The organism is Shewanella sp. 10B (genome assembly GCF_023475885.1).
GTDB classification, from domain to species: Bacteria; Pseudomonadota; Gammaproteobacteria; order Enterobacterales; family Shewanellaceae; genus Shewanella; species Shewanella mangrovisoli.
The window spans coordinates 182,975-209,158 of record NZ_JAMDJO010000001.1 but is presented as its reverse complement, the minus strand read 5'-3'; the positions used below and the strand labels follow the sequence as shown (position 1 = coordinate 209,158).

General features: G+C 48.0%; 23 protein-coding genes, 1 pseudogene and 1 other annotated feature. Of the genes and pseudogenes, 11 read left to right on the top strand and 13 right to left on the bottom strand.

Going from position 1 to position 26,184, the window contains the following annotated elements; all coding sequences use genetic code 11:
- The first annotated feature begins 64 nt into the window (after positions 1-64).
- A complete protein-coding gene (locus M0415_RS00910; protein ID WP_249555971.1) occupies positions 65-1,366 on the top strand; it encodes a DEAD/DEAH box helicase in 1,302 nt (433 codons plus the stop codon).
- Between the two features lie 78 nt (positions 1,367-1,444).
- On the opposite strand, the gene M0415_RS00905 is transcribed toward M0415_RS00910, so the two are convergent.
- Together M0415_RS00905 and M0415_RS00900 are read right to left on the bottom strand one after the other, a co-directional pair.
- The gene (locus M0415_RS00905; RefSeq protein WP_249555972.1) at positions 1,445-2,740 is read right to left on the bottom strand and encodes a DUF1254 domain-containing protein; all 1,296 of its coding nucleotides are present in this window, start codon (positions 2,738-2,740) and stop codon (positions 1,445-1,447) included.
- 310 nt (positions 2,741-3,050) lie between these two features.
- The gene (locus tag M0415_RS00900; protein ID WP_249555973.1) at positions 3,051-3,938 is read right to left on the bottom strand and encodes a hypothetical protein; all 888 of its coding nucleotides are present in this window, start codon (positions 3,936-3,938) and stop codon (positions 3,051-3,053) included.
- Positions 3,939-4,225: 287 nt separating this feature from the next.
- On the opposite strand from M0415_RS00900, the gene M0415_RS00895 reads away from it, so the two are divergent.
- The 3 genes from M0415_RS00895 (at position 4,226) to M0415_RS00885 (ending at position 6,505) form a co-directional block, all read left to right on the top strand.
- Complete coding sequence (locus tag M0415_RS00895) at positions 4,226-4,873, top strand: peroxiredoxin-like family protein (RefSeq protein WP_249555975.1); 648 nt, start codon at positions 4,226-4,228, stop codon at positions 4,871-4,873.
- A 128-nt stretch (positions 4,874-5,001) separates the two neighbouring features.
- Positions 5,002-5,637, top strand: coding sequence for a DUF2913 family protein (locus M0415_RS00890; protein WP_249555976.1), 636 nt, complete (start codon positions 5,002-5,004; stop codon positions 5,635-5,637).
- Positions 5,638-5,755: 118 nt separating this feature from the next.
- Complete coding sequence (locus M0415_RS00885) at positions 5,756-6,505, top strand: substrate-binding periplasmic protein (RefSeq protein WP_249555977.1); 750 nt, start codon at positions 5,756-5,758, stop codon at positions 6,503-6,505.
- Positions 6,506-6,603: 98 nt separating this feature from the next.
- Here the strand turns inward: M0415_RS00885 and M0415_RS00880 are convergent, their stop codons facing one another.
- The 5 genes from M0415_RS00880 to M0415_RS00860 all read right to left on the bottom strand — a co-directional run bounded on the left by M0415_RS00880 (position 6,604) and on the right by M0415_RS00860 (position 11,140).
- The gene (locus M0415_RS00880) at positions 6,604-6,912 is read right to left on the bottom strand and encodes a ribbon-helix-helix domain-containing protein (RefSeq protein ID WP_037416089.1); all 309 of its coding nucleotides are present in this window, start codon (positions 6,910-6,912) and stop codon (positions 6,604-6,606) included.
- A gap of 391 nt (positions 6,913-7,303) precedes the next feature.
- Complete coding sequence (locus tag M0415_RS00875) at positions 7,304-7,864, bottom strand: DJ-1/PfpI family protein (RefSeq protein WP_023268188.1); 561 nt, start codon at positions 7,862-7,864, stop codon at positions 7,304-7,306.
- 156 nt (positions 7,865-8,020) lie between these two features.
- Complete coding sequence (locus tag M0415_RS00870; protein WP_249555978.1) at positions 8,021-9,799, bottom strand: flotillin family protein; 1,779 nt, start codon at positions 9,797-9,799, stop codon at positions 8,021-8,023.
- Between the two features lie 33 nt (positions 9,800-9,832).
- Positions 9,833-10,468: a YqiJ family protein gene (locus M0415_RS00865; RefSeq protein WP_011717852.1), complete on the bottom strand. Its 636-nt coding sequence runs from the start codon at positions 10,466-10,468 to the stop codon at positions 9,833-9,835.
- Positions 10,469-10,573: 105 nt separating this feature from the next.
- Positions 10,574-11,140, bottom strand: coding sequence for a DsrE family protein (locus M0415_RS00860; protein ID WP_086903319.1), 567 nt, complete (start codon positions 11,138-11,140; stop codon positions 10,574-10,576).
- Between the two features lie 81 nt (positions 11,141-11,221).
- On the opposite strand from M0415_RS00860, the gene M0415_RS00855 reads away from it, so the two are divergent.
- The 5 genes from M0415_RS00855 (at position 11,222) to M0415_RS00835 (ending at position 14,522) form a co-directional block, all read left to right on the top strand.
- The gene (locus M0415_RS00855; protein ID WP_086903318.1) at positions 11,222-12,715 is read left to right on the top strand and encodes a carboxypeptidase M32; all 1,494 of its coding nucleotides are present in this window, start codon (positions 11,222-11,224) and stop codon (positions 12,713-12,715) included.
- Positions 12,716-12,833: 118 nt separating this feature from the next.
- Positions 12,834-13,328: a GNAT family N-acetyltransferase gene (locus M0415_RS00850; protein ID WP_086903317.1), complete on the top strand. Its 495-nt coding sequence runs from the start codon at positions 12,834-12,836 to the stop codon at positions 13,326-13,328.
- On the top strand, positions 13,328-13,678 hold the full coding sequence (locus M0415_RS00845) for a DMT family protein (protein ID WP_037415674.1): 351 nt from the start codon (positions 13,328-13,330) through the stop codon (positions 13,676-13,678). The genes M0415_RS00850 and M0415_RS00845 overlap by 1 nt, the downstream gene beginning before the upstream one ends.
- Positions 13,679-13,715: 37 nt before the next feature.
- On the top strand, positions 13,716-13,973 hold the full coding sequence (locus tag M0415_RS00840) for a DUF2960 domain-containing protein (protein WP_011626864.1): 258 nt from the start codon (positions 13,716-13,718) through the stop codon (positions 13,971-13,973).
- 39 nt (positions 13,974-14,012) lie between these two features.
- Positions 14,013-14,522 carry an RDD family protein gene (locus M0415_RS00835; protein ID WP_011717856.1) on the top strand — a complete coding sequence of 170 codons (510 nt, stop codon included), beginning with the start codon at positions 14,013-14,015 and terminating at the stop codon, positions 14,520-14,522.
- 120 nt (positions 14,523-14,642) lie between these two features.
- Here M0415_RS00835 and lptG read toward each other — a convergent pair whose 3' ends face one another.
- Together lptG and lptF are read right to left on the bottom strand one after the other, a co-directional pair.
- Positions 14,643-15,701 carry an LPS export ABC transporter permease LptG gene (gene lptG, locus M0415_RS00830; protein WP_011717857.1) on the bottom strand — a complete coding sequence of 353 codons (1,059 nt, stop codon included), beginning with the start codon at positions 15,699-15,701 and terminating at the stop codon, positions 14,643-14,645.
- Positions 15,698-16,810, bottom strand: a complete 1,113-nt coding sequence (gene lptF, locus M0415_RS00825) for an LPS export ABC transporter permease LptF (RefSeq protein WP_011623577.1) — start codon at positions 16,808-16,810, stop codon at positions 15,698-15,700. Before lptF ends, lptG begins: the two co-directional genes overlap by 4 nt.
- Before the next feature lie 255 nt (positions 16,811-17,065).
- Between lptF and pepA the strand changes: the two genes are divergently transcribed.
- Together pepA and M0415_RS00815 are read left to right on the top strand one after the other, a co-directional pair.
- Positions 17,066-18,574: a leucyl aminopeptidase gene (gene pepA / locus M0415_RS00820; protein WP_011717858.1), complete on the top strand. Its 1,509-nt coding sequence runs from the start codon at positions 17,066-17,068 to the stop codon at positions 18,572-18,574.
- Positions 18,575-18,750: 176 nt separating this feature from the next.
- Positions 18,751-18,869 (top strand) — a sequence feature (Phe leader region).
- Positions 18,870-18,906: 37 nt separating this feature from the next.
- Positions 18,907-20,910: a chorismate mutase gene (locus M0415_RS00815; protein WP_249555979.1), complete on the top strand. Its 2,004-nt coding sequence runs from the start codon at positions 18,907-18,909 to the stop codon at positions 20,908-20,910.
- Between the two features lie 119 nt (positions 20,911-21,029).
- Here M0415_RS00815 and M0415_RS00810 read toward each other — a convergent pair.
- The 4 genes and pseudogenes from M0415_RS00810 to hcp all read right to left on the bottom strand — a co-directional run bounded on the left by M0415_RS00810 (position 21,030) and on the right by hcp (position 25,992).
- Positions 21,030-22,324 (bottom strand): annotated as a pseudogene (locus tag M0415_RS00810) (cation:proton antiporter).
- A 45-nt stretch (positions 22,325-22,369) separates the two neighbouring features.
- Positions 22,370-22,705, bottom strand: a complete 336-nt coding sequence (locus M0415_RS00805) for a hypothetical protein (protein ID WP_037425417.1) — start codon at positions 22,703-22,705, stop codon at positions 22,370-22,372.
- A 429-nt stretch (positions 22,706-23,134) separates the two neighbouring features.
- The gene (locus M0415_RS00800) at positions 23,135-24,247 is read right to left on the bottom strand and encodes an FAD-binding oxidoreductase (protein ID WP_249556615.1); all 1,113 of its coding nucleotides are present in this window, start codon (positions 24,245-24,247) and stop codon (positions 23,135-23,137) included.
- 80 nt (positions 24,248-24,327) lie between these two features.
- Positions 24,328-25,992 (bottom strand): hydroxylamine reductase, encoded by a 1,665-nt coding sequence (gene hcp / locus M0415_RS00795; RefSeq protein WP_249555980.1) that lies wholly within the window; start codon positions 25,990-25,992, stop codon positions 24,328-24,330.
- Positions 25,993-26,184: the final 192 nt, after the last annotated feature.

Here is a 26,184-nt window from a genome sequence, read left to right as displayed (position 1 = left end):
AGTGCGCTTTCAACAATAGAAGATGCGCTTGAATGATTGAATAAGTGACTGACAGGAATCCAAAATGAGATTTGAATCTTTTAGTTTTTGCCCCGAGATTTTACGCGCTATCTCAGATTGCGGTTATCAAAAAATGACACCTATTCAGCAGCAAGCGATCCCCGCCATCCGCCGCGGGCAAGATGTGCTGGCTAGTGCGCAAACAGGTACGGGCAAAACGGCGGCATTCGCCCTGCCGATACTGCAAAAGATGGTAGAAAACCCTAGCGAGACCCTAAAATCGAACGCGCGGGTATTAATCCTCACGCCGACTCGTGAGCTCACAGCTCAAGTCGCCGACAACGTTGAAGCCTACAGCAAGTATTTAAATTTCAGCGTATTAACCATTTACGGTGGTGTAAAGGTTGAGACTCAGGCGCAAAAACTAAAACGCGGTGCCGATATTATTGTCGCCACGCCAGGACGCTTACTCGAACACCTGACCGCCTGTAATTTAAGCCTCTCTAGCATCGACTTTTTAGTGCTCGATGAAGCCGACCGTATGTTAGACATGGGCTTTAATGCAGATATTCAAAAAATCCTTCAAGCGGTGAATAAGAAGCGTCAAAACCTATTATTCTCAGCCACCTTCTCGAGTGCGGTGAAAAAACTGGCTAACGACATGATGGTCAAGCCTCAGGTGATCAGCGCCGATAAGCAAAACACCACCGCAGATACCGTGAGCCAAGTAGTGTATCCGGTTGAGCAGCGCCGTAAGCGCGAACTCTTATCCGAACTGATTGGTAAGAAGAACTGGCAACAAGTGTTGGTCTTTACCGCGACGCGCGATGCGGCCGACACCTTAGTGAAAGAATTGAATTTAGATGGTATTCCCTCTGAAGTCGTCCACGGTGAAAAGGCACAAGGTAGCCGTCGCCGCGCGCTGCGTGAGTTTGTCTCAGGCAAAGTGCGCGTATTAGTCGCCACCGAAGTCGCCGCCCGTGGCTTAGACATTCCAAGCCTTGAGTATGTGGTCAACTTCGACTTACCTTTCCTTGCCGAAGACTATGTGCACCGTATTGGTCGCACTGGCCGCGCGGGTAAATCTGGGGTTGCGATTTCATTTGTGAGCCGTGAAGAAGAGCGCACACTCGCTGATATTGAAAAGCTAATCGGCCAAAAAATTCGCCGCATTACCGTGCCTGGATACGAAGTCGGTAGCCGCGACTTGCTGTTAAAGCAGCTACAAACCCGTCGTAGTTTTGCTAAGAAACAACAGAGACTCGACAACGTTAGCGAGCAGATCATCGCCGAGAAAAGCATGCAGGGCCGCCGCGTGAAGATGAAGGTTGGCCAAGCCCCAAGTAAGGCGAAAAAGCTTAAGTAAATAGAGTGAACTATCACCTATCCAATAAAAAAGCGTCCTAGTGGACGCTTTTTTATTGAGCCAATTATGGTCTTTATATCACTTAACCACTTGAATTTTAGGGAAAGGATACTTGCCCTCTTGGATTTCCTTATTAGGGCCGTACATGCGCATAATAATATAGGCATCCTTTTCAGGAATCGGCAGCCAATTGCTGTTGCTCTCATCCCCTTTAGCGCTCAATTCGATGGTATACATGCCATCGGCGCCGGGTTTAAGAGTACGATCGCCGCGGCTGTGGCGGTTAATCTCATTGTGCGCCATTAAACGATTATCCGATCCATACACAGTAAACGACCAGAATTGACTCACCTCGGGCGCCTTAAAGTGCATCAGGTATTTTTTGCCATTTGAACCGTTGAGATTTTTACCGTCATCGCCCTTTTCCTCCTTCAGATAAACCGACTCATCGGGTGGCAATCCCCACTGACCAAGATAAGTGCCTTCGGCGAAGAGATCGCGCGCACCGTCACTCAATTGCTCACGGGTACCTAATAACTTACCCGCATTGGTCATTTTTGGCGCTAAGTCGATGATATGTTTCATCCCTAACGTTTCACCGACCTTAGCGGCAGCGATTTGGGCGGTCGTTAAATCCTCCTTACAGGGGACCAGACCAATATCCTTAAACTGATCTAACCATTGCTTATCGGCCGTGCCCATATCACCATCGCAGAGCATATAGTTGACCCGTTGCAGCCAATTGGTCTTCTCGGGATCGGGGTAAGTGCGCTCCTTAGGTTTAGGGCCAGCCACACCAAGATAGGCAGACAAAGTGCGGATATTCCAGTCATCCATATAATTTAACGCGACTTTCTCATCTTCCTTGCCAACAGCCATAATGCGGCCCATCAGCTTGATCAGATTCGAATCCACATAAATCACTTCGTCCACGCTGGCTGGCACATCGCCTTTCCATGAACGGGCGGCAAACATAAAGTGGCCGCCCTCGTTGCCCCTTAAACGAGAGCCAATCATGGAGGTGGTGTAATGGCCCATATCCATAGTATGGAGGATCCAATAACGTCCTTTATCCATATCGGGCACGCTCACGATCACAGGCTCAGCAGCCACGTCCAACCATCCCATTAAGTGCAGGGTATCGTTGTTAATGGTGGGGTGAGCTGTGTAGGTATCGTCGGCAATATGACGAATATTTTGGAAGCGGTTCAGCGGAGTATCGGTTTTAACTGCAGTTTCGTAGAAAAATTTATAGGCTTCATCTATCGAGTAACCATAGATAAATGCATCCTGAGCATTTTTATCCGAAATAGATTGTGCAAAAACGACTTGGCTCGTCATGATTGCAGCGAGGGAAAACAGTACTTTCTTCATCAACAACTCCTTGTATAGACTTGAAATAATGTAAAAATCCGAGCTCATCTATCAACAGCCAATAGCTTATCTATCCAGATGCCAACAAATGCGAGTCACGCTACTCGAGATTTATCCTAGACCCGTTTAAGTTCAATCACAAGCCTATATAAGTTGTTCAATCTACTATCAAATTCAACATGAGTTCCCTCATTAACCCCGTCGGTTCTAACTCACGTTTTATCCATTGTACAAGTACTCAAGCCTACTTCCCCTCAAACTGCGCCGATTAAAGGTAAACAGCCCCCCTAACGCCGAAGAGACAACAAACTTAGAGATACTTTGCAAACAATTGCTTAAGTCGAGCCTCATCAATGGGATTTTCGCCGCGCCAGCCCGCAAGCGGTAAGATGATATCGGAGCGAATACTGCCGGGATATTTGATATTGCAGATATCCTCAAATGGCGTAAAAGTCTCGTAGAGCGGTGCAACATAGGGATTCGGCATAATGCCAAGCTCTGCCAATACCATCAGCTGACCACGGAAACTGTACTTATTAAATTTAGGGATAATCTTGGCTTTCTTCACTCTTTGCTCGAGTTTTCCAGGTGTTTCATCCGCAGGAGCCTGACGAATTGCCTCAATTAAAGCACTGAAGATGGCCACATCCTCAGCGCTTGGTTTACAAGGCGATAGCGTACAAAATTCTTGTAATTCTATGAGTTTGTGCGCCCAGCGCTCGTTCCACACACTGCCAGCGTAACAGGAAAAGATTTCTTGCCCCTGCTCAATCCAGTTAACGCGCTTGATGGAACACACAGGACAAATGTCACTATCGGTTGCCATCGAATGTTCTGGTAGCGCCTTAGCAAACAGATAGCTGAGAATTGGTTGACGACCGCGGGGGAAACTCGAAAAACCACATAAATAGGCCGCCAGTAAATTTTCGAGGGAAAGATTAGGCTGCTTTAGTATCGCTTTATAGCCAAGCACCACATCATCATGACTCAGCTTAACCCTGTCGTTAACCGGATAGCCATTCTGTTCAATCAATGCGATTTCGGTATCAGATAGGCCTTGATAGGAGTAGATAGAGGTTCCCGTATCGACATCGAACACATCGCCATTATCGATTCTTTGCTGATAGCCATGCTCATCTTTGCGGTAGGACTTTTTATAATAGACTTTCTTTAATGCGTTAAATAATCCCTTATCCATTTACTGCTTCCTATTGAAAAATTGAGTGAATTGCTCTGTAACCTATGAACATGCAAGCAATAGTATCACTACATGCTTCTCCACCACACCCTTGAGTCACACCACAGCGCACCACCACGCTAACGATTAATTCATACTCCTTAATAAAAGATGCCACTAAAACTGCAATAAATTGGCCCATTAGCCGTTCTTATCTGTATCACCACAACCTAGACCGGCTCAAAGACTCAAGCCTGGCTCAATCGCTTGATTAAAAAGAATAACCAAATAATACGGAGAGATGACTGATGCAGTCCCTACTACAGCGCTTTTTACTGACCACCAGCCTATTGCTCGGCAGTTTTACCACGTTAGCTCAACCTATCGCCAAGGATGAATATTCGGTTAGCCCATTGCTCAATGGCGAGCACATCCCCACAATCACTTTGCAAGACATGAATGGCCAAAGTGTTGATTTAGCGAAATTAACAGCACAAAAGCCAACCATTTTCTTCTTTTACCGTGGCGGCTGGTGTCCGTTTTGCAACAACCAAATGGGTCAGCTCAAAGCCATCGAACCTAAACTTATCGACATGGGCTTTCAACTGGTGGGGATTTCCCCTGATACGCCCGCACAGTTAAAGGCATCGGCCGCTAAAAACGAGCTTAAATACCAGCTACTTTCCGATGAAAAAATGCAGGCATCGCAAGCCTTTGGTCTTGCCTTTTACACTAGCAAACAAGTCACTGATACTTATTTGAGTCGCTTAAAACTGGATAACCCACTGTGGACAACGCCCGAAGGCGATAAGCGCTTAGTTCTGCCTGTTCCGGCAATTTATATCGCCGACACTCAAGGATTAATCCATTTCCAATATGTGAATCCCAACTATAAGGTGAGACCCACGCCTAAGTTGATTCTGACAGCCGCCAGCCTCGTGGGTTCGCCAGAATAATCTATCCCTCATCTAAGCAGCCGCTAAGAATCGTTATCGATTTAGCGGCTGCTTTGCTAAACTAGCTTGGCCGCAATCGATACCACACGTTCCATTAGATCAATCCTTTAGCCCGCGGCGGAGCCACAATGAATTCTCAAACCTATAACCAAGCCGTACTCGAACTCGCCCGCGCAGGTCTTGCCGATTTAACCGCCTCAGCCCAAGCTAAAAAAGCCCAACGAACTGCCGCGCAGGAGAGTCATTTTCTGTGTAACTGGATGGTTGAGGCGCTCAAAGAGAAGCGTTTCTCGAAACTGGTGGCAGACGATCTCGCGGTATGGATCCGTATGGCACGTAGTCAAGGTGCTGGCGCCGAACTTAAGCGGTTATTAGAGAGAATTGTTCATCAATATCAGAGCGTTGAAAACTCACACGTGGAGTTAGGTACGGCATTAAACGCTATGATTGCCGAGTTAACCCAACTCGAATGGCTAGTGTTTACCGACACTGAAATTAACACTAAGCTTAAGCTGGACGCCGATGGACAATCGAGCTTAGTTATTGATGTAAAAGAATTTACTCAACATATTCAAGAGAATCAGCTTATCAAGCCTATCAACTTATATGTTCGTGCCGATGAGCAGCTGTTGACTCAAATCGCCCTCTCCCATGGTTTGCTGATAAGCCAAGGCAATAAGAAAACTAGCCTGATTAAGCATCATAAGACATTTCAAATTTACCCGCACAATCAGCTGCCCGCCTTGTGCCTACTCTTGGCTTAAGCCCAAAAAGCTGCTTGAATAGGGAAACTGCGCTATAGATAACAAATTTTTCACAATGACTAGGTAAGATATAGCGCAGTCACCGCGAAGCTCGTTCAACCAAGGAGTGAAGGATAAGATGGGTAAAGGACGTATTCTCTATCGTTGGCGAGCTCACGCCGTTTTATTACTTCTGTTGTTTACACCGCCTTCCTTTGCCCAACTACTCAAGTACAACATCACCGGCTCCTATTCTTGGTATCCCTATTTTATTGCGAATCAGCCCGAAGCTCCCGGCATGGTATCTGAGTTAATTCCACTGATTTTATCCTTAGCCAATATCGAGGGTGAAAACCTGTCCTTACCACCCAAACGGACGAACAACGCCCTTGAAACCGGCCAGTTAGACTTTGATGTGGTCAGCCCAAGTTGGTTTACGGATCAAGACTTTGGCCCCTTATTTGTTAAATCCGATCCCATTATGCCCATCACAGAATACGTGGTGACCAGACCCGAGAATGTCGAATCCTTTAAGGAAGTCACTGAAATTAAAGGTAAGCAAATCGGTACCGTCAGGGGATATTTGTACCACGATGACAAGGAGTTTATCCGTGTCGATTTTACCTCGGAGCAAGAGCTGATTAAGGCATTGGATAAACACCGCATCACGGCCATTATCTCGGGTAACTATCCCGCCTTATATTGGTCGAACAAGCTTAAGATCCCCGTAGGATTGGCCGCGGTGCATTCCGATGGTGTATTGGTGCTAAGGCTACGTAAGGAGCATGCCGATCTACTGCCAGCCCTCAATCAGGCGATCGCACAGCTAAAAGCCGATGGAAAAGTGGAACAGATTATCCAAAAATACACCCAAGCCTTTGCGAGCTAAACCGATAAAAGCTCATGTTTTTAGGTGCTCACAAGAAACTAGCTCTGCAATAACGTGACAAGCTTAGTTTTTGTAAATCATAAAGATGAGATGGGTATTTAAGAGGATTTTGCGTTTAGCGCAACCTTAGGTTTTAACACCAAACGCTGCCCCTGATTAAGATGGGTGGTGCAGGCAACCCGCAATAAAGAGGCAAAGTTTGCCACTTCTCCGTGGCGAGTTAACACTTCACGGTAAATTCGGGTTAAAAACACCGCCACACTCAGCTCGGCATCTTCGGCAATCTCTTCAATAATCTGCCAAAAAATCGCCTCGAGCCGCACGCTCGTCACGACCCCATCGATTCGAATGGAGCGGGTTTTGAGTTCAAACAGTTCGGGTTCTGCACCGGAATAGATTTCACACACTATATCACTCCCCAAGCGGCGATTGCGCTAAGCTCTCGCATTGCGCTTAGCTTAAGTCCCCAGCGAATACTCAACTTATACCAATCACATTAAATATCTAATCAGTTCAGAGCCTCACAGGCATCTCAATCCAAGGCGCATTGACGAAGAAATGGTTATTCCCTTTTAAGTCAATGTAACACCGGAGTGAGATGCCTGTGAGGCTCCCGAAGGGCGGGGTTGAACGTGCTTTATACTGCGTTTAAGGCTTTCGACAGAGCGCAACTATGCCTTCAAGCCTTCGCCTTGTCTAAAGCCCGTTTTACTCCCGCTGAATGAACAGATATTTAATACGATTGGTATTAAGCCCTACCCGAACTGTTATGCCATAAATAACGCTAGATGAATATCGTTAATTCAATAACTTGTTAAACTGCGCCAACCATGCAGGATGCGCAGGCCAGGCGGGGGCCGTGACTAACTTGCCATCGGTGATTGCCGCCGTCACCTCAATCTCGCAATACTCGGCGCCCGCTTGTTTCACCTCAGGCGCACAAGCTGGATAGGCAGACACTTTCTTACCGCGTACCACATCGGCCGCCGTCAGTAACTGCGCGCCATGGCAAATGGCCGCTATGGGTTTATCTTGGGCAGCAAATCCCGCCACTAAGTCAATCACCGCTGGGTTTAGGCGTAAATACTCAGGCGCACGGCCACCGGGAAGCAGCAGCGCATCGTAATCACTGGCGTTGGTACCGGCAAAGTTGCCATTTAAGGCAAATAAGTGCCCTGGTTTTTCGGTATAGGTTTGGTCGCCTTCAAAGTCATGGATAGCCGTTTTAATGGTTTGCCCCGCCACTTTATCAGGGCAGACAACCGTTACGCTGTGACCCACCATTTGCAGGGCTTGGAACGGCACCATTAGCTCATAATCTTCCACAAAATCACCGGCGATGATCAAAATATTGGCCATGAGAAACTCCTTTTATTCGATAAGGGAAAACGCAACATCGGATTTCACTCTACTCCGACCATTAAATTTAGGGTAATAGTGGAATACTACAAATTGGCGCAGCAGTTTCAGGCATTAAAAAAGCGCCCGCAGGCGCTTTAATCTAAACCATTAATATCAATTACTTATCTTTGGCTCTATCACAGTATGTTGCTGGCTATAACCATTTAATCCGCTATTCGCCGACTTCACTACATTTAAGGCTTCGGTAGTTAAGGCATTATTACCATTGAGCAGGTCGTTTAAGGTGCCAGACTCAGATTGCACTAAGCCCAACTCCCGCAGCATGGCATCCACCACAGGTGCATTGGCGCGGTAGTTTAACGCGGCGCTGGTCACTTGCTCGGCGATACCGCCTTGATGCGCGATAGCGCCATCAGCTCCCGATGCCAATTGATTACCTGTGCCATAACCTTGAAGAATTTTAATACCTTCAATGTTTTCTAATGGTTTAACCGCCTGCGCGACAATTTCAGGCAGTGCTTTTAATATAGCGAGGGATTTTTGCAGCGCAATTTGCTCATCACGCAGCACGTTTTCGGCTTCGTACAGAGCTTGTTTACCCGCCGCTTCTACCGCATAGACCTTCTCGTCGGCCTCGGCTTGCAGTTTTTTGGCATCGGCACTGGCACGGGCTTCAATCAGAATCGCGCTCGATCTATCTTCGGCGGCACGTTTTTCCGCCTCGGCTTGCACAGTCACGCCCACCGCATCGCGCTCCGCTTCTTTGCGCGCATCGATTACTTCAATCTCTTTACGACGATTCGCCTCAGCCACTTGGCGCACCGTAATAACCGCTTCTTCTTTCTCTACCTTGGTTTTTTCCGCTTCAGCGGCGCGGGCACGGGCGGCAGACTCTTCTTCCGACTTCGCGGCTACCGCGATGTGTTTTTCCTGCTCGGCGACTTCGATATCACGTTGCTGCTGAATACGGGCCTGTTCGATAGATTTGCGCTTTTCAATCTCACGGGTTTCGATGTCTTTAGTCTTTTCGATTTCCGCAGTTTCGATTGCGCGCTCTTTGGCAATCTCGGCTTCGCGTTCTTCACGGGACTTGTTTTCTTTTTGCTTAATAATTTCCGCTTTTTGCTCGGCACGCTTAAATTCGAGTGACTGTTGCTGCACCAAACGCGCTTCTTCTTCGGCCTTTTCAATCTCCAGCGATTCTTTTTCAGCCTCTAGGTTACGCTGCTCGATCTTGATGCGGTTTTCCTGCTGGATATCGTTGGTCTCTTTACGTTTTTCTTCGATGATCTTGGCTAAACGCGCACGGCCTTCGGCGTCGAATGCATTGTTTTCATTAAAGAATTGCAGATCAGTCTGGTCAAACCCCGTCAACGAAACGGATTCGAGTTCTAGCCCGTTTTTCTCGAGATCGTTGGCGACGTTATTCTGTACCCGCTGCACAAAATCGGCGCGCTGCTCGTGCATTTCTGTCATGGTCATTTCCGCCGCGACCGCACGTAACACGTCAACAAACTTAGATTCCATCAGCTTTTTCAGCTCTTCCACACGCGTGGTACGGGTACCTAAGGTTTGTGCCGCCATTGAAATGCCTTCAGCATTGGGCGCCACACGCAGATAGAAGTCGGCCTTCACATCGACGCGCATTCTATCCTTAGTGATCAGCGCATCTTTTTGGGTTTTCTCCACTTCGATACGCAGGGTATTCATATTTACTGCGATGGTTTCATGCAGCACGGGTAAGACGATTGCGCCGCCGTCCTTAATAATTTTTTCACCACCAAAACCCGTACGTACAAAGGCCATTTCCTTCGTCGCACGTTTATATAACTTGGCGAAAATCAGACCAATCACAATCAGGCCAATCAATACCATTCCGGCAACTAACAACACGAAGTTGCTCGAACTGGTTACATCGTTTAACACATCCATTTGCTTTCCTTTTTCGTTAATGGCTTTGGAAAATTAATTATCAAAGCGAGTCGCAGACCAGACTCTTCCTTCTCGTTTTAGCAGCACCACTTGCGTGCCGCTGGCAAACTCGATACCCGAGGTTTCGGGTTCGACTAATACATAATGTTTTTGTTGATGTTTATCGCGCACCACGGCTTCCGATGGCATGCCCTTCATGGCACAGCCTAAGGTGATAGTGCCGACATAACCGCTTAAATCATCAAGGGATATGGCGGTTGACTCATTCTTAGGGAGCAGATCGGCCAAGATCCGCCCGAGATAGCGACAGGCAAACGCACTACCAACCACGGCAATTGGTAAGGTAAAGAGTTGGGGTAACAAGACGCCCGTGAAAAGCAGGCTCAGGTAATTTGCAATATAACCGACAATCGCAAAGCTGGTCAGTGCCAGCACAAACCAGATAAGTAAGGGTAATCGATTTAGACACAACCAGCCCGCAATCCCCGTCAGGCCAGTACCGCCAATCTCGGCATCATAATCCACATCGGCGGGTACCCATTGGTCGAGCGCACTCATCATGCTTAACCCTATCACTAGGGCTAAGGCTTCAAACACACCAAGGACAAGCACGCAGGCGAAGGCAATAGTGTAAGGTAGGTTAGGCTGTTCAACTAAAAACGCCCACATAGTCATCTCCTTGAACGATACAGCATTCCATTTATTTCACTGTAATTATCAACTTACGAGTGACAGAATAGCAAGGCGAGCCTAGTTTCCAAACAAAAATTTACCCTAAAACGGATTTTGACTAAATCCCTGCTGCGCTAGAATCGCATGGGCCGTCATCGCGGACAGGGCCATATCGACACCCGGTAACAAAGAGGCGTTGTGTAAGTCAAAATAAGCGGCGCTCTGACCACAGATATAAAATTTTACCCCATGGGCTACTAAGGTTTTCACTAAGGCTTTATTGGGGTTTGGCGCCCCGTTATGCTGCTTGGCATAAAAACTATCGTCGGCTAAATCGCCAACGGCACTGCCATGCACCACCATCGCTAGCTCAATATCGCTTTCTTTCACGCCAGCAGCCACGTGCATATTGATAAAACGGGCAAGGCTATCGAGCTGACGATTCACTTGGCCGACATCGGCCGCCTTACTCATATCAAATGCCACCTTAAACTTCATCCCAGCGGGGATAGCAAGAGTACTTTCGACCTTAGCCACTTGGCCAAACTCGGGGATGGCGGTTCCAGGCGCAAAGCTGTCGGCTCCGGCATGGGCGGCACTGGATAACCCGACCAACAGCGCTATGGTCATGGCTTTAAGGGTTTTAGTGTGATGTGATTTTGGCTGCATGATATTATCATCCTGTTATTGTTATTTTTTCGTGCTAATAGATAACGACAGCACCTTAAGATTGAGTCTATGGATACCGCTATGAACACCAAAGAACCTACGCCAAGTTACGACAAACTCACGGCGCATTTCCAGAAAATTTCACATTTTGAACATTTTAGTGCGCTTGGTGATTGGGATCAGGCCGCCATGATGCCCCTCGGTGGCGGCAGTGAACGTGGTGATGCGATGGCAGAACTGGCATTACATATCCATAGCCTTAAAACGGCCCCAGAGCTTGGCGATAACCTCGCTCGAGCCTCACAAGAGGCGCTGAGCCCAGAGCAACAGGCCAATCTGAGGGAAATGCAATATCAGTATCAACAGGCGACCTTAGTACCCGGCGAGCTAGTACAGGCCAAAACCAAAATGGCCTACCAGTGTGAAAATGCGTGGCGCGAGCAACGCAAAAACAATGATTGGCAAGGTTTTAAACCGAATCTAAAAGCAGTGATCTCCCTCGCGAGGGAAGAAGCCTTAATTCGCGCGCAGGCGCTTAACATTTCCCCCTACGATGCCCTGCTCGATAAATTTGAGCCCGGCATGAGCACGGCAAAGCTCGAACAAACCTTTGGCGACTTAAAAACTTGGTTACCCTCTCTTATTCAAGATGTGCTGGCAAAACAAGCCAGTGAACCCAAGCTTACCCTTAATGGCCCCTTCGAAATCAAGGCCCAGCAAGCCCTTGGCCAAGCCGTGATGGCCTATTTAGGGTTTGATTTTAACCATGGCAGGCTCGATATCAGCAGCCACCCATTTTGTGGTGGAGTGCCTAGCGATGTGCGCATCACGACGCGTTATAATGAAGCCGATTTTAGCAGCGCTATCATGGGCATAGTGCATGAAACTGGTCACGCCCGTTATGAACAGGGCTTACCGAAACCATGGCGTGGTCAGCCCGCAGGATTGGCTCGCTCCATGGGCGTCCATGAGAGCCAAAGCTTATTTTGTGAAATGCAGCTCGGTGCCAATCCCGCGTTTTTACGCCAACTGCAACCACTGATTAAACAGCATTTGGGCTGCGAGTTCAGCGCCCAAGACTTAGCAAGACACTATACCCGAGTCAATCCCGGGCTTATCCGTGTCGATGCCGATGAAGTCACTTACCCTTGCCACATTCTATTGCGCTTTGAAGCCGAAAAAGCCTTTATCGACGGTAGCCTGAGTGTGGATGACCTTCCCGATTTTTGGTCAAGCCAGATGCAACAACTGCTTGGGATCAATACCGATGGTAACTATCGCGATGGTTGTATGCAGGATATCCATTGGGCCGTGGGTGAATTGGGATATTTCCCAAGTTATACCTTAGGCGCCATGTATGCCGCCCAATGCCGTTTTGCGCTGGAGCGAAACTTAGGCCCGATTGAAAACCTCATCGATAATGGGCAGTTATCCCAAGTATTTGACTGGCTTGGCAGCCACATTTGGTCCAAAGGATCATTACTGACAACGGATGAGCTCATCATTCAAGCCACTGGCGAACCGCTCAATAGCCAATATCTTGCTAAACATTTGAAGCAACGTTATTTGGGCTAAGCGTGGTAAGCAGTCTAGATAATCGCAGCACTGCCGAGTTTCAAAGCTTTTGCTGCGATTTGGGTATATAATCCCCAACTTATTTATTCACACTGTTTTGGACGGAAAAAGGTCGACCATGTTACTGCGTGCAATCACCCCAGAGGATTGGGATGCTATTTTACAGATCCAGGAAGAATGTTACTCCCAACTGGATCCTGAACCCCTGCATGTATTGCAAAGCAAGTGGCACGTCTCACCTCAATCCTGCTTTGTGTTTGAGGTGAATGAGGCGGTGGTGGGCTATTGCCTCGCCCATCCTTGGACCACCAATATGCCTCCCGCACTGTATGAGCCCATCACTGAGTTACCTAAAGCCGATACCTTGTATCTGCACGATATTGCCATCTCGGTAAAGGCCCAGGGTTTAGGCGCTGGCTCCAAGGCCCTAATGCGCTTAAAGCAGCTCGCGGATCGTTTTAACTTGAGCTCCCTCTCTCTGGTTGCGGTGCAAGGCGCCGATAGCTACTGGCGTAAAATGGGCTTTAAACCTAAAGCGATTGAGAAATGCCTTGGCAGCTATACCGACGATGCAATGTATATGATTTATAAGCTTAATCATCGAGAAGAATGATGAACCCCACCCTAACGACTATTGGTTTACTCTGTCTTAGCAATATTTTTATGACCTTTGCATGGTATGGACATTTAAAATCCTTAGGTTCAAAGCCTTGGATTATTGCCGCCTTAGTCAGTTGGGGCATCGCCCTATTTGAATACCTACTGCAAGTGCCCGCTAACCGCATCGGCTACACAGTGATGAATGTTGGCCAATTAAAAATCCTGCAGGAAGTCATCACCTTAAGCTTGTTTGTACCCTTCGCCTATTTCTATATGAAGGAGCCACTCAAACTCGACTATCTCTGGGCTGGCCTGTGTATCCTCGGTGCGGTGTATTTTATTTTTAGAAGCGAATTTAACTAATTCCAGACTTATTTCAGGACTTTTTCAGGAGAGAATCATGGCGCGTCAAGTGACTTACACCTTCAAAGGTGAGACGAAAACCATCGCCTTTAGTTATGATAAACACCGCGATTTATACGAAGCTGTGGCCGAGGCCGAAGGCATTGACTTAACCAAGTTTCTCGCGATGGAACAACAAATTGCCATGACCTCACGCAAAGGTGCCAAGGCTGAAAAAGACTATCGCAAGGTCGAATTTGCGCGCTTTGGTTTTAGCAATATCCACTTTGTACGTGATGAAGAACCCGAGGCCTAAGCCTTATCGTCATTTATCCATTTAGAATTAGGATTGCAGATGTTAAATGCTGAACATGCTAACTTTCCCCGTGCAGGATTCTTCCGCCGCTTAGGGGCAATGATCTATGATCTGCTGCTCGCAGTAGCCGTGTATATGTTTGCTGGCGCCATCGGCTTTGGTATTTTCTTCGGACTCACAGCCTCGGGCCTGATTAGCATGAATGGCTTTGAACATGTGTCCGACGCCCTCAATGGCACGCCGATTTACCATGGGATTTATCAACTCTGGTTAGTGCTCTGCGTAGGCACTTTCTATGCGCTTTTTTGGAGTAAGGGTGGTCAAACTCTCGGGATGCGCGCCTGGCGCCTTAAGATCCAACATCCTAATGGCCAAAATCTAAGCCTTATCACCGCCTATGCACGCATCGTCTGGTCATTACTCGGGATTGGTAATCTGTGGGTGCTGATAAACGACGATAAACTCGCACTACAGGATATGATGACCCGCTCTGAAGTGGTTGTTCTTTCTAAGGAAGCCAACCAAATGCGCAATTGGCATGGTGCATAAACTACAGGCGGTTAAATCATAGCGCTTAAACCTAGCACCTAAGCCTCACAACCGTGATTGAGCTAACATTGCCCCAATAAAAAACGACGCCATGGCGTCGTTTTTTATTACCCGTGTGTATCACCGCCGGATAAAGTAGAAGGCAATGCCGGTAAATAACAGACTCGGCGCGATGGCCCCCACGTAGGCCGGCAACTCATACACCATACTCATGGGACCAAAGATCTCGTTACTGATATAGAAGCTAAACCCAGCAACCACCCCAAGCAACACCCGCGCCCCCATAGTCACGGTCCGCAGCGGCCCAAACACAAAGGATAAGGCCACCAGCATCATCACCCCAACAGTGACAGGCTGCATCACCTTACGCCAGAGGGCTAATTCGTAACGGCTTGGATCTTGGCTGTTATTTTTAAGGTAATCTAAGTACCCCATTAAGCCGCGAATCGATAACGCCTCAGGCTTGACCGATACTACGCTGAGTTTGTCGGGCGTGAGGCTTGAGCGCCAAATATCTTCGTCTAAGTGTTCGAGCTTCACTTCGTCATAGCTTAAGTCAGTACGCTTTACATCCATAAGATGCCAGCTGTCCTTACTGAACAAAGCGCTCTTGGCATGCACCACATTTGTAAGCTTTAACTCACTGTTAAACTTATACAAAGTAATATTATTCAGCTTATCAATATCGGCGACTTCACCAATATTCACGAACAAATCGCCGTCTTTAGCCCAAATGCCTCGGTGGGATTTAATCAAACTACCGCCGGACAGTTTAATGGCTTGGAGTTCATTGGCCTTTTGCTCGGCCACTGGCGCGCCCCACTCACCCAATGCCATCACCATCAACATCAATGGCACTGCGGTTTTCATCGCAGATAAGGTGATCTGCAACCGCGACATCCCTGAGGCTTGCATCACTACTAGCTCAGAGTTCGAGGCCAGCATCCCCATGCCGATCAGCGCGCCTAGCAGCACCGCCATAGGGAAAAACATTTCAATATCGCGAGGCACGAGGAATAACACATAAATGCCCGCATCCATCATAGTGTAGGAACCACGCCCCACTAAACGCAGCTGGTCAACCCACTTAATGATGCCCGACAAGCCCGTCAGCACCAGCAAACACAGCGCCGAAGTGCTTAATAAAACTCTGGCGATATAAAGGTCTAAAATCTTCATGCGGCCACCTTTTTACGCGCCATTGCCGTCGATAAACGAGCAAATAAGGGTCTGTCTTTTCCTAGGAGTAAAATCCCCATAATGAGTGCCGACAAATGGATCCACCACATGCCTAAATATTGTGGGATCACCCCATCCTGCAAGGCTTTACGTCCCGCGACCATCAGGCCAAAGTAGCCAAGGTATAACAGCACCGCGGGGAGCATTTTGGCAAATTTACCTTGGCGCACATTGACTCGCGCCAGCGGCACGGCAATAAGTGTCATGATAGGAATCGCCAGCGGAATCGCTAAACGCCAATGGAACTCAGCCACGGCTTCAGGTCCTTCGACTTTCATCAATTCAGTCAGCGGTAATGCAGAGAGTTTACGGCGACGCTCATCGACCTGTTGCTCTTTGATTTGCATCTTATAGCCACCAAACTCAATCATTTGGTAGTCTTTCTGTTGTGGGCTGCCCTGATAGCGCACCCCATCATTGAGCTGTAACTGCTGCGAGCCGTTCTGATCTTCCAGTACCCGCCCGCCTTTAGCCACCACCACGTTGGTTAAACCAATTTCGTCATTTGGGTCGGGTAACTGGGCCACAAACACTTTATCCAAGTCGTTATCCTTGCCGATACGCTCGACAAACAACACAGCACGGCCGTTAGGACTCGCCTGAAAACGCCCTTGCACTAATGCGGCAAGACCCGCTTCGGATTGGGCTTTCTCGAGCACTTGGTTTTGTTGCTCCTCGGCCCAAGGCGCGACATAGAGGGATAAATAGCCAGTAAACAACATGTTGATAACGGCGAGGATCAACGTTACTCGGGTAACATACCATTCACTTACGCCAACACCGTGGAGAATGACCATTTCATTCTCGGCATACATGCGACCGTGGGCCATGAGGATCCCAAGGAACAAACTTAAAGGTAAAACGAGAACAACAAGATAGGGTAAGTTGAGGCCTATCAAGGTGGCGATAAGAGAAGCAGGAAATTCACCGTCTGAGGCGTCGGCCAATATGCGCACGAAATGCTGGCTAATAAAAATAGTTAACAGTACGAAAAGTACTGCAATTTGCGCCTTTAAAACTTCTCGAATAAGGTATCTAAATACAATCACAGGTAGGATCCGGTCTCTAAACTTATCTTTTTGCTGGTAACAGACTAACTTTCATGTAAACTGTTTACTTTTGGTAGTTTTCTGACCAGCTTCAGGGGTTCCTGGCAAACGATAAATGTCACGGATATTTCACAAAAACGTGACTCAAGTGCCGAGAATAAATCACCTTTGGAGTAATAACTTAGGCCCTTTTCGGGACAAGCAGACATTATCCAATAAATATAAAAATTTGTCTTTAAGAATCTAGGAGTGCTCATGGAGTTTAGCGTAAAGAGCGGTAGCCCCGAAAAACAACGCTCAGCCTGCATCGTTGTCGGTGTTTATGAACCCCGCCGTCTATCCGGCATCGCCGAGCAATTAGACAAGATTAGCGAAGGTTATATCAGTAATCTACTGCGTCGCGGCGATTTAGAAGGTAAGCCTGGCCAAATGTTATTACTGCACCACGTTCCTAACGTATTGAGTGAACGAGTGCTGTTAGTCGGTTGCGGCAAAGAACGAGAACTAGACGAGCGCCAGTACAAGCAGATCATCACTAAAACCATCAACACCTTAAATGAAACGGGTTCAATGGAGGCCGTGTGCTTCTTGACAGAGTTACACGTGAAAGGTCGTGATACCTATTGGAAAGTTCGCCAAGCGGTCGAGACAACCAATAGCAGTTTATATAGCTTCGATGCGCTCAAAACCCGTAAAGGTGAGACCCGTCGTCCGCTGCGCAAGTTAGTGTTTAATGTCCCAACTCGTCGCGAACTGACCTTAGGTGAGCGTGCGATTGAGCACGGCATGGCCGTTTCTGCCGGTATGCATTTATGCCGCGATGTGGCTAACATGCCACCAAATATCTGTAATCCAGCCTATTTAGCCTCTCAAGCTCGCCAATTGGCCGAAGTTCACGAAAACCTGCATGTCACGACTGTGGGCGAAGAGCAAATGGCGAAACTCGGCATGAACTCTTACCTTGCCGTTGGCCGTGCCAGTGCCAATGAATCCATTATGACAGTGATGGAATACAAGGGTGCAGTCGATAGCACAGAGAAACCTATCGTATTGATTGGTAAAGGATTAACCTTCGACTCAGGCGGTATTTCATTAAAACCGGGCGAAGCCATGGATGAAATGAAATACGACATGGGAGGCGCAGCTGGTGTTATCGGCACCATGAAAGCCATCTGTGATATGAAGCTGCCCATCAACGTCGTCGGTATTCTCGCGGGTTGTGAAAACATGCCATCGGGCAATGCTTATCGCCCAGGTGACATTTTAACCACAATGTCGGGTCAGACCGTTGAAGTCCTCAACACCGACGCCGAAGGCCGTCTGGTACTGTGTGACGTATTAACCTATGTTGAGCGTTTCGACCCAGAGCTAGTGATCGACACGGCAACACTGACGGGCGCCTGTGTGATTGCCTTAGGCAAACATGCCTCAGGCCTGTTCTCATCACACAACCCTCTGGCACACGAGCTACTCAATGCAGGTGAGCAGAGTGGTGACCGCGCATGGCGCATGCCTCTGTGGGATGAGTACCAAGATATGCTCGATAGCCCATTTGCCGATATGACCAACTTAGGTGGTCGTCCAGCGGGCGCGATTACTGCGGCTTGTTTCCTGTCTCGTTTCGCCAAGAAGTACAACTGGGCTCACTTAGATGTGGCCGGTACTGCCTGGAACAGCGGCGCGAATAAAGGTTCAACCGGTCGCCCTGTGCCAATTTTGACTCAGTTCCTGATCAATCGAGCTGGCGTAGAATTAGGCGAGTAATCGCTAATAGCACTGAAAAGGCGAAGAATTTCTTCGCCTTTTTTATTGGGCTCGAAGGCGAAATGACGATTGGCTCAGGAATAATTGCAACCTAGCAACGAGAAGATGAAAGAAAATCGCGATTGAATAATTTTTGATTGACAGCCACGCCCTCGCCCTTTAGTTTTACTCCCTATGAAAACAAATACCGCAGCTTTTTTTACTTTCTTTTTTACACCCCCACTCTAGGAGGCGGATTTACTGTGTAAAAACGAAAGTAAAAATCCAAAGCCTCCCACTGGGAGGCTTTTTCGTCTTAAACGCTCGATAATACGGTGGCAAATGAGGTCAGAATGCAAAAACCACAGCCTTTAAATCAAACGCGAGAACAAATTACTCACCTCGACAATGAGCTTCTCTCGTTACTCGCCGAACGTCGACGCCTAAGCCTTGAAGTGGCCCGCAGTAAAGAAGTAGATGTGAGACCCATTCGCGACACCCAAAGGGAAAAAGAACTGCTGACAAGATTAGTCACCGCTGGCCGAGAAAAAGGCTTAGATGCCCATTACGTGATTTCACTTTATCAAAGCATTATCGAAGACTCAGTCCTCAACCAGCAGGCTTATCTCCACGGCCGCGCGAATCCTGAAACGCAAAAACAACAATACTGTATCGCTTACCTTGGCGCCCGCGGCTCCTACTCTTACTTGGCCGCCTCTCGCTATTGTCAACGTCGTCAGGTTGAGATGCTCGATTTAGGCTGCCAAAGTTTCGATGAGATTGTCCAAGCCGTTGAGTCAGGCCACGCCGACTATGGCTTTTTGCCGATTGAAAACACTTCGTCCGGCTCAATCAACGAAGTGTATGACGTGCTACAACATACGAGTCTGTCCATCGTAGGCGAGACGACTATCGAAGTCAGCCATTGCCTGTTGGGTAAACCGGGCAGCAAACTGAGCGATATCAAAACTGTTTATGCCCATCCGCAGCCAATTAGTCAGTGCAGCCGTTATCTGAGCCAGCACAAGGACTTAAGACTGGAATATTGCTCAAGCAGCGCCGAAGCGATGGAGAAGGTCAATCAATCTGCCGACAATAGCGCCGCTGCGATTGGTAGCACCGAAGGTGGCGCGCTGTACCAACTCGAGTCGATTGAGTCAGGCCTTGCAAACCAAAAGATTAACCAGAGCCGCTTTATCGTGGTGGCTCGAAAAGCCGTAGCCGTACCCGAGCAATTGCCCGCTAAAACCACCCTGATCATGGCCACAGGCCAAAAGGCAGGGGCGTTGGTAGAAGCCCTGTTGGTGCTCAAGGCGCATCAATTGAATATGAGCAAACTCGAATCTCGCCCTATTCCAGGCACGCCGTGGGAAGAAATGTTCTATCTGGATATCGATGCCAATATCTCCAGCGAAGCCATGCAGCAAGGGCTAAAGCAGCTCGAGAGGATCACGCGCTTTATCAAAGTATTAGGATGTTATCCCTGCGAAACCGTCAAACCGACGCAACTCAGTAATAGCCAATTACTCATTGAGCCGAACACCTCAAAAGCTGAGGTGATAAGCACGGTGAGCCTTGACCCGTCGCCCTATCGCTTCAGTAAAGCGTACAAGGCGCAGGCGAGTGAAATTCACTGCGGCCCCTTTACCATTGGCGCAGGCTATATTGGTGCTATAGCCAAAATCACGTTGAGCAAAAGCCTACTGCAGCAAGAGTCGTCACAGGCCGCCTTATCCGCCTTTGAGCGTAGAGTAAAACAGCTAAAAGAAGCGGGTTTCCAAGCGGTGATTTTAGATGGATGTCACTCACTCGCCTCGGCCAAAGCCATCATCCCTAAGCTGCGCCAAACCCTACATCAGTATGATTTGCTCTGTGTCATCGCCATAGAACAGGCGACGGATATGCCATTGGCGACTAGTCATGCCGACATGCTGTTCTTAACGGGCAAACAAATGTTTAATCAATCCTTGCTGACTCAGGCAGGCACCCTGCCGATTCCGCTATTCCTCGAACGTAACGATATGGCAAGTTATGAGGAGTTTATGGCGGCAACGGAGACGATTTTAAGTCAAGGTAACCAACAGCTTATCCTATGTGACTCGGGCATTCGTACCTATAACAATGCCAACTTACCCACTTTGGATTTAGCAAGCCTTATCCAAATCAAGGCCAATAGTCATCTCCCTATAGTGATTAATCCTTGTTATGCCATCAGCGAAGATGCGCTGCTACTGCAAACTCAAGGGATTAAACAGCTCAAAGCCGATGGTCTAGTGCTGAATTGCTCCCTCGAAGAAGATAAAGCACATAACACACTGGCGCTGATGGCCGAGGTCGTCAGGGAGTTATATCGCTAATTTGCGCGAATAACGATACCAAAGAACATACAGCCACGAATATCGTGGCTGTCTTGTTTAGGGCTTTTAGGCTTTTAGGATTTTAGGCCTCAAGCTTAAACGCAGCAGGGCTAGGTTCGCTAAAGCGCAATCTGGCTATTGGTATCTGTTGCCACCGCATTACTGCGGCGAATTAACCCCGTCATACTCGAGCCCTGCACTAGGATTGAAAACACCACCACGGCATAGGTCATCACGAGCAGTAGCTCTCGCAGCTCGACACCGCTTTGTGAATCGATAATAACGCCCTCGGGTAAACTCATCGCCATGGCCAAGGCTAAACCGCCTCTGAGCCCACCCAGATAAGTATCGACTCGGCATAGGGATTGTAAGACTTAACCAACCTAAATCCGATATACGGCAAATATACACTCACCGCCCGCGCCGTTAACACCAATGGAATAGCCACTAACATAAACCACCATAATGGCGCCTTAAAGGTGACGAGCAGGAGTAATAATCCCAGCAGAAGGAACAGCAACGCATTAAAGAAGGACTCTATCAGTGACCAAAAAGTGTAGAGTTTCACCCGCTCATGGCGCACAAAATACTTAGGCACGCTGTAGTTGCCGATAATCATCCCCGCACTCACCATCGCCAGTGGCCCCGACACCCCTAATACTTCGGCGATAACATAACCCGCCGTCGGGATCAGTAAAGTAACCAACATCAGCTGAGTTTCTTCCTCACAGTAGCGAAAGAAATGGTGCAACAATACACCCAGCGCTGCACCATAAACGATGCCCCCTAGCGCCTCTTGAACAAACAATAACGAGATTTGCGAGAAGGTCAGCGGCTCAGTTGAAAAGGCTAGATGGGAGATGGCAACAAAAATCACCAGCCCAATGCCATCGTTAAAGAGCGACTCCCCTTCCACCTGAATCGCAATATCTTCGGGCGCGCCCATCTTCTTCAAAATGGCTAATACGGCAATCGGATCTGTGGGTGAAATTAAGGCGCCAAAGAGCAAACAATGGCTTAAGACCAAGGGCAATCCCAACATGGGAGCTATGTAGTAAAGCAAACCACCGACGATAAAAGTCGAGAGCAAGGTACTGACAAAGGCAAGGATGAGGATTTCCCATTTCTGATGCCTTAAGATTTTTAAGCGGATCTGTAATGCCCCAGCAAACAAGAGAAAACCTAACATGCCATTGAGCAATAAGGCTTGAAAGTCGAGTTTCTCCAGCCCTGCCACAAAGTAACCATAAACATTACCGCCAAGTGCTTTACCCCCCAACAATAGCAACAGACTCATGCCCAAGGCTAATGCGGTAATGGCGACGGTTTCTTGCAGCTTATGTAAACGTGAAGATGCCACTGAGGTGACTAAGGCTAACGCACAGAGAATACACAGAATTTGATAACTAGACATTAGAGCCTCTTATCTCGTTAAGATGAAAAGACTCTAGCATAAGTTTTAGACTTCTAAACCATCCAATAGACTTAACCAGCCTTTAATTATCCGATGACAAAACCAAATAATACCAAAGAGATAAATCGAAAGACTAAGCCAAGTAATCGGCAAGCAATAACCTAATATTAAGAGTCCTAAAAAAATCATATTAGAATGGCGTTGCCAACGCAGGTGCGAAGCTAGCACCGCATTGCCTTGAGAGTGTCGCTGAGACAAGTTAATAAACAAGCTCAGCAGCACAGGAAGCAGTAACAACGGAAAGCCGGACATTAAGGCGTAAAGTAAATGGCCTAAGCTGCGATCTTCAATTTTTGCGGCATAAGTGGTTGTCGTTGTCATTGAGAGACTCCAGCCAGACGATGGGACTGGGCGTTACTCCGCCCTCGTCTTTAACCTTACGTTCTCGCAGACATAATCGCAACTAAGGCGCAAAAATATTTCCACGCTAGGTCTTTTAAACCACCGATGTTTTGAATCAACCTATGCCCTTCAAAGGCTAGGGCGTGTTGACGCTTCGAGATTAGATTTTGTTCGTTCTGGCAAGCACGTGCTCGCGAAACGAGGAATGATGTGTAGTTATTCTACTCAAATGACGAGTGACAAAGAGTAAGGGCTTGCCAGACTAACCCTTCGGGCAGCATTTGGCTGGCTTTTCTGCCGCGTTATCGTCCGTTTATGTAGAATAACTACACTGCACGGACTTTGCCTTGCATAAAAGCTAGCCAAATTGCCGCAAAAATAACCCTGAAACGTCAACACGCCCTAATGTCAGGTCAGAGACAGCGTTACATCCGATTTGAGTTTAGTCGAGCAAGCTAACACATATCCGGCTTCGATTTCGCTAGGTGTTAAGGTCATGCTACTTGTGGACTCGGTCTCCCCTTCGAGCACCTTGCATTTGCACGCGCCGCATACGCCCGAACGGCAGGCCGCAATAATCGGTAAGCCTTCGGCTTCAATCCCCTCAAGCAAGGTTTGCTCGGCCGTTAAAGCCCGCTTTTTATCGCCAATGGATAACATAAAGCTGTTACTGCCACTCACAGGAGCCTCAGTCTGCATTTCAGCCTGTTTTACGCGGGATTGCGCCTCTTTCACCGCAGTGGCAAAACTCTCGTGATACAGCTGAGTCATATCGAAGTTAAGCTCAGCTAGAATCGTTTTGACCGCCTGCATATAAGGCTCTGGCCCGCACAAAAACACGGTTCGCTCGGCAAAATCGGGGACTAAATCTCGTAGATTATCGGCACTTAAACGGCCGACATCATGCAATACCGCCTCGGGATGCCAAGCCGTGTCAGCGGTGACATCCTCCACAATATAACGCAGGTTAAAATCTCGATGGCGCGTAGCCATGGTCTCTAATGAGGTTTTAAAAATAATATCGGCCTGGGTGCGAGCGCTATGCACAAAGGCAATGTCGGCATTCATTTGGCTGTCGGTTAAATAACGCGACATCGAATACATGGGCGTAATCCCACAGCCAGCACTCAAAAATAGGTATTTTTTGGCAGGAATATCAAACAGATTAAACTGCCCCGTTGGCGGCAGGACTCGTACCGTTTGCCCCGGTTGTAAATGATCAATCAAGTAATTCGACACCAGTCCGCCATCGACTCGCTTAATGGTTAACATTAAGGAATAGGGTCTCGAAGGGGTTGAGGACAAGGTGTAACTGCGGCAAGCCTGCTCACCGTTGATCTCTAGCACTAAGGTCATAAATTGCCCCGGCTTATAATCAAACTTCATCGGCTCACCCGCTTGAAAGCGAAAACTCACAACATCGGCGGTTTCGTTCCAGCGCTCCACACACACTAACTGGCTAAAGCCCACAACACTTGCAGGCGCAGAAGATAAAACGGGACTTGGCATGATATTTTGCATAGTACTGATATTCATCGTCTTTGTATCCATAACACTGCGGCTTTAGCGCAAAGCCGCAGTGACTCCATGCATCAATCGGCCTAGGCCACGTTCAGCATGGTCTTCAGATCGGCTTCAACTGTGGTGGTGTTACGCAAACCAAATTTTTCTTCCAAAATTTTGGCAAGATTGGCCGTTAAAAACGCTGGCGGCGTTGGGCCGGTGCGGATGTTTTTCACCCCGAGCGATAACAGCGTCAGCAGCACGACAATGGCTTTTTGCTCAAACCATGAAAGCACGAGATTCAATGGTAATTCATTGATATCGCATTCAAAGATTTGTGATAACGCGATAGCCAACTGGATAGCCGAATAGGCATCGTTACATTGGCCAATATCGAGTAAGCGCGGAATACCGTTGATATCACCAAATTCCAACTTGTTGAATTTGTACTTACCACAACCTAAGGTCAGGATGACGGAATCCTTTGGCGCCGATTTCGCTAAATCGGTGAAATAACTCCGCTCCGACTTATCACCATCACAACCACCGACTAAGAAGAAGTGTTTGATAGAACCGTTTTTCACGTTTTCCACCACAGTCGGGGCTGCGGCCATTAAGGCATTTCGGGCAAAACCGATAGTGATATTGTGAGGGATTTCATCGTATTGGAAGCCATCGAGTGCGAGCGCCTTGTCGATCACAACTGAAAAATCATCCCCAATTACATGGGTCACACCAGGCCAACCCACGATACTGCGGGTAAAGATACGGTCGCTGTATTGGCCCACATTCGGGTCAATAATACAGTTTGAGGTCATCACTACGGCGCCGGGGAAATTAGCGAATTCTTTTTGCTGGTTCTGCCAGGCACTGCCGTAGTTACCTACTAAGTGGGCATATTTTTTAAAGGCAGGATACGCAAGCGCGGGGAGCATTTCTCCATGGGTATAAACATTAATGCCCTTGCCCACGGTTTGCTCGAGGATAAGCTCCAAGTCCTTCATATCATGGCCAGAAACCAGAATCGCTTTTCCCTTAACGGCTTTAGTATTGACGACAGTCGGTTCAGGATGACCAAAGGCTTCGGTCTCGCCCGCATCGAGCATGGCCATGATGCGGTAGTTCAGTTGACCAATATCCATAGCTGTGGTGAACAGTTTGTCAGCATCGACACTCGGCTCACCGAGAAACGCCATAATCTCATGGAAGCGACCAGCAATCTCAGCATCGGTTTTACCTAAAACACGGGCGTGCTCCATGTAAGCCGCCGCCCCTTTAAGGCCATATAAGCACAGCAGTCTCAGCCCAAGGATATCTTCGTGGACCTCATTTTTATCTTTATTGAGTAAGGCGACTGGTGCTTGAGACAACATTTCAGGCTTGTTGGTGCCCAATACAAATTGCGCCACAGGGGGGAGCGATTCAGCCTGTTTACCCGCAGCTTCACACGCCGCTTCATAGGCATTTTTTAAACTCTCACGGTACTCAGCCGCCTGCTGGGCGTAGGCGATGATGCGTTCATCATCGAAGTTGACGTTGGTTAAGGTCGAGAAAAAAGCTTTAGGAACAAAGGTATCCACCTCAGGGTTAATAACGCCCAGTTCACGCGCCTTAGTCGCATACACTGAAACACCCTGCAGCATATAGATTAACAAGTCTTGCAGATCCGAGGTCGCGGCCAATTTGCCGCACATGCCCTGGGCATAGCTACAACCGTTGCCAGCTGGGGTACGAATAGTTTGCTCACACTGAATACAAAACATGGATAGACTCCTAATTTAAATTCATGCTTTATTTTTACATGTTTAAAATAAGTCTACCGAAACCGTAAATAAGCGATAGCCTTTTCTTGGCTCGAATGTGAGATCTTAGAGAGAGATCACCTTCAGCAATTGCTAATTAACACAGTGATGCCCGCCTGAAACAACTAAAAAAAATGCCCATCAAAGATGGGC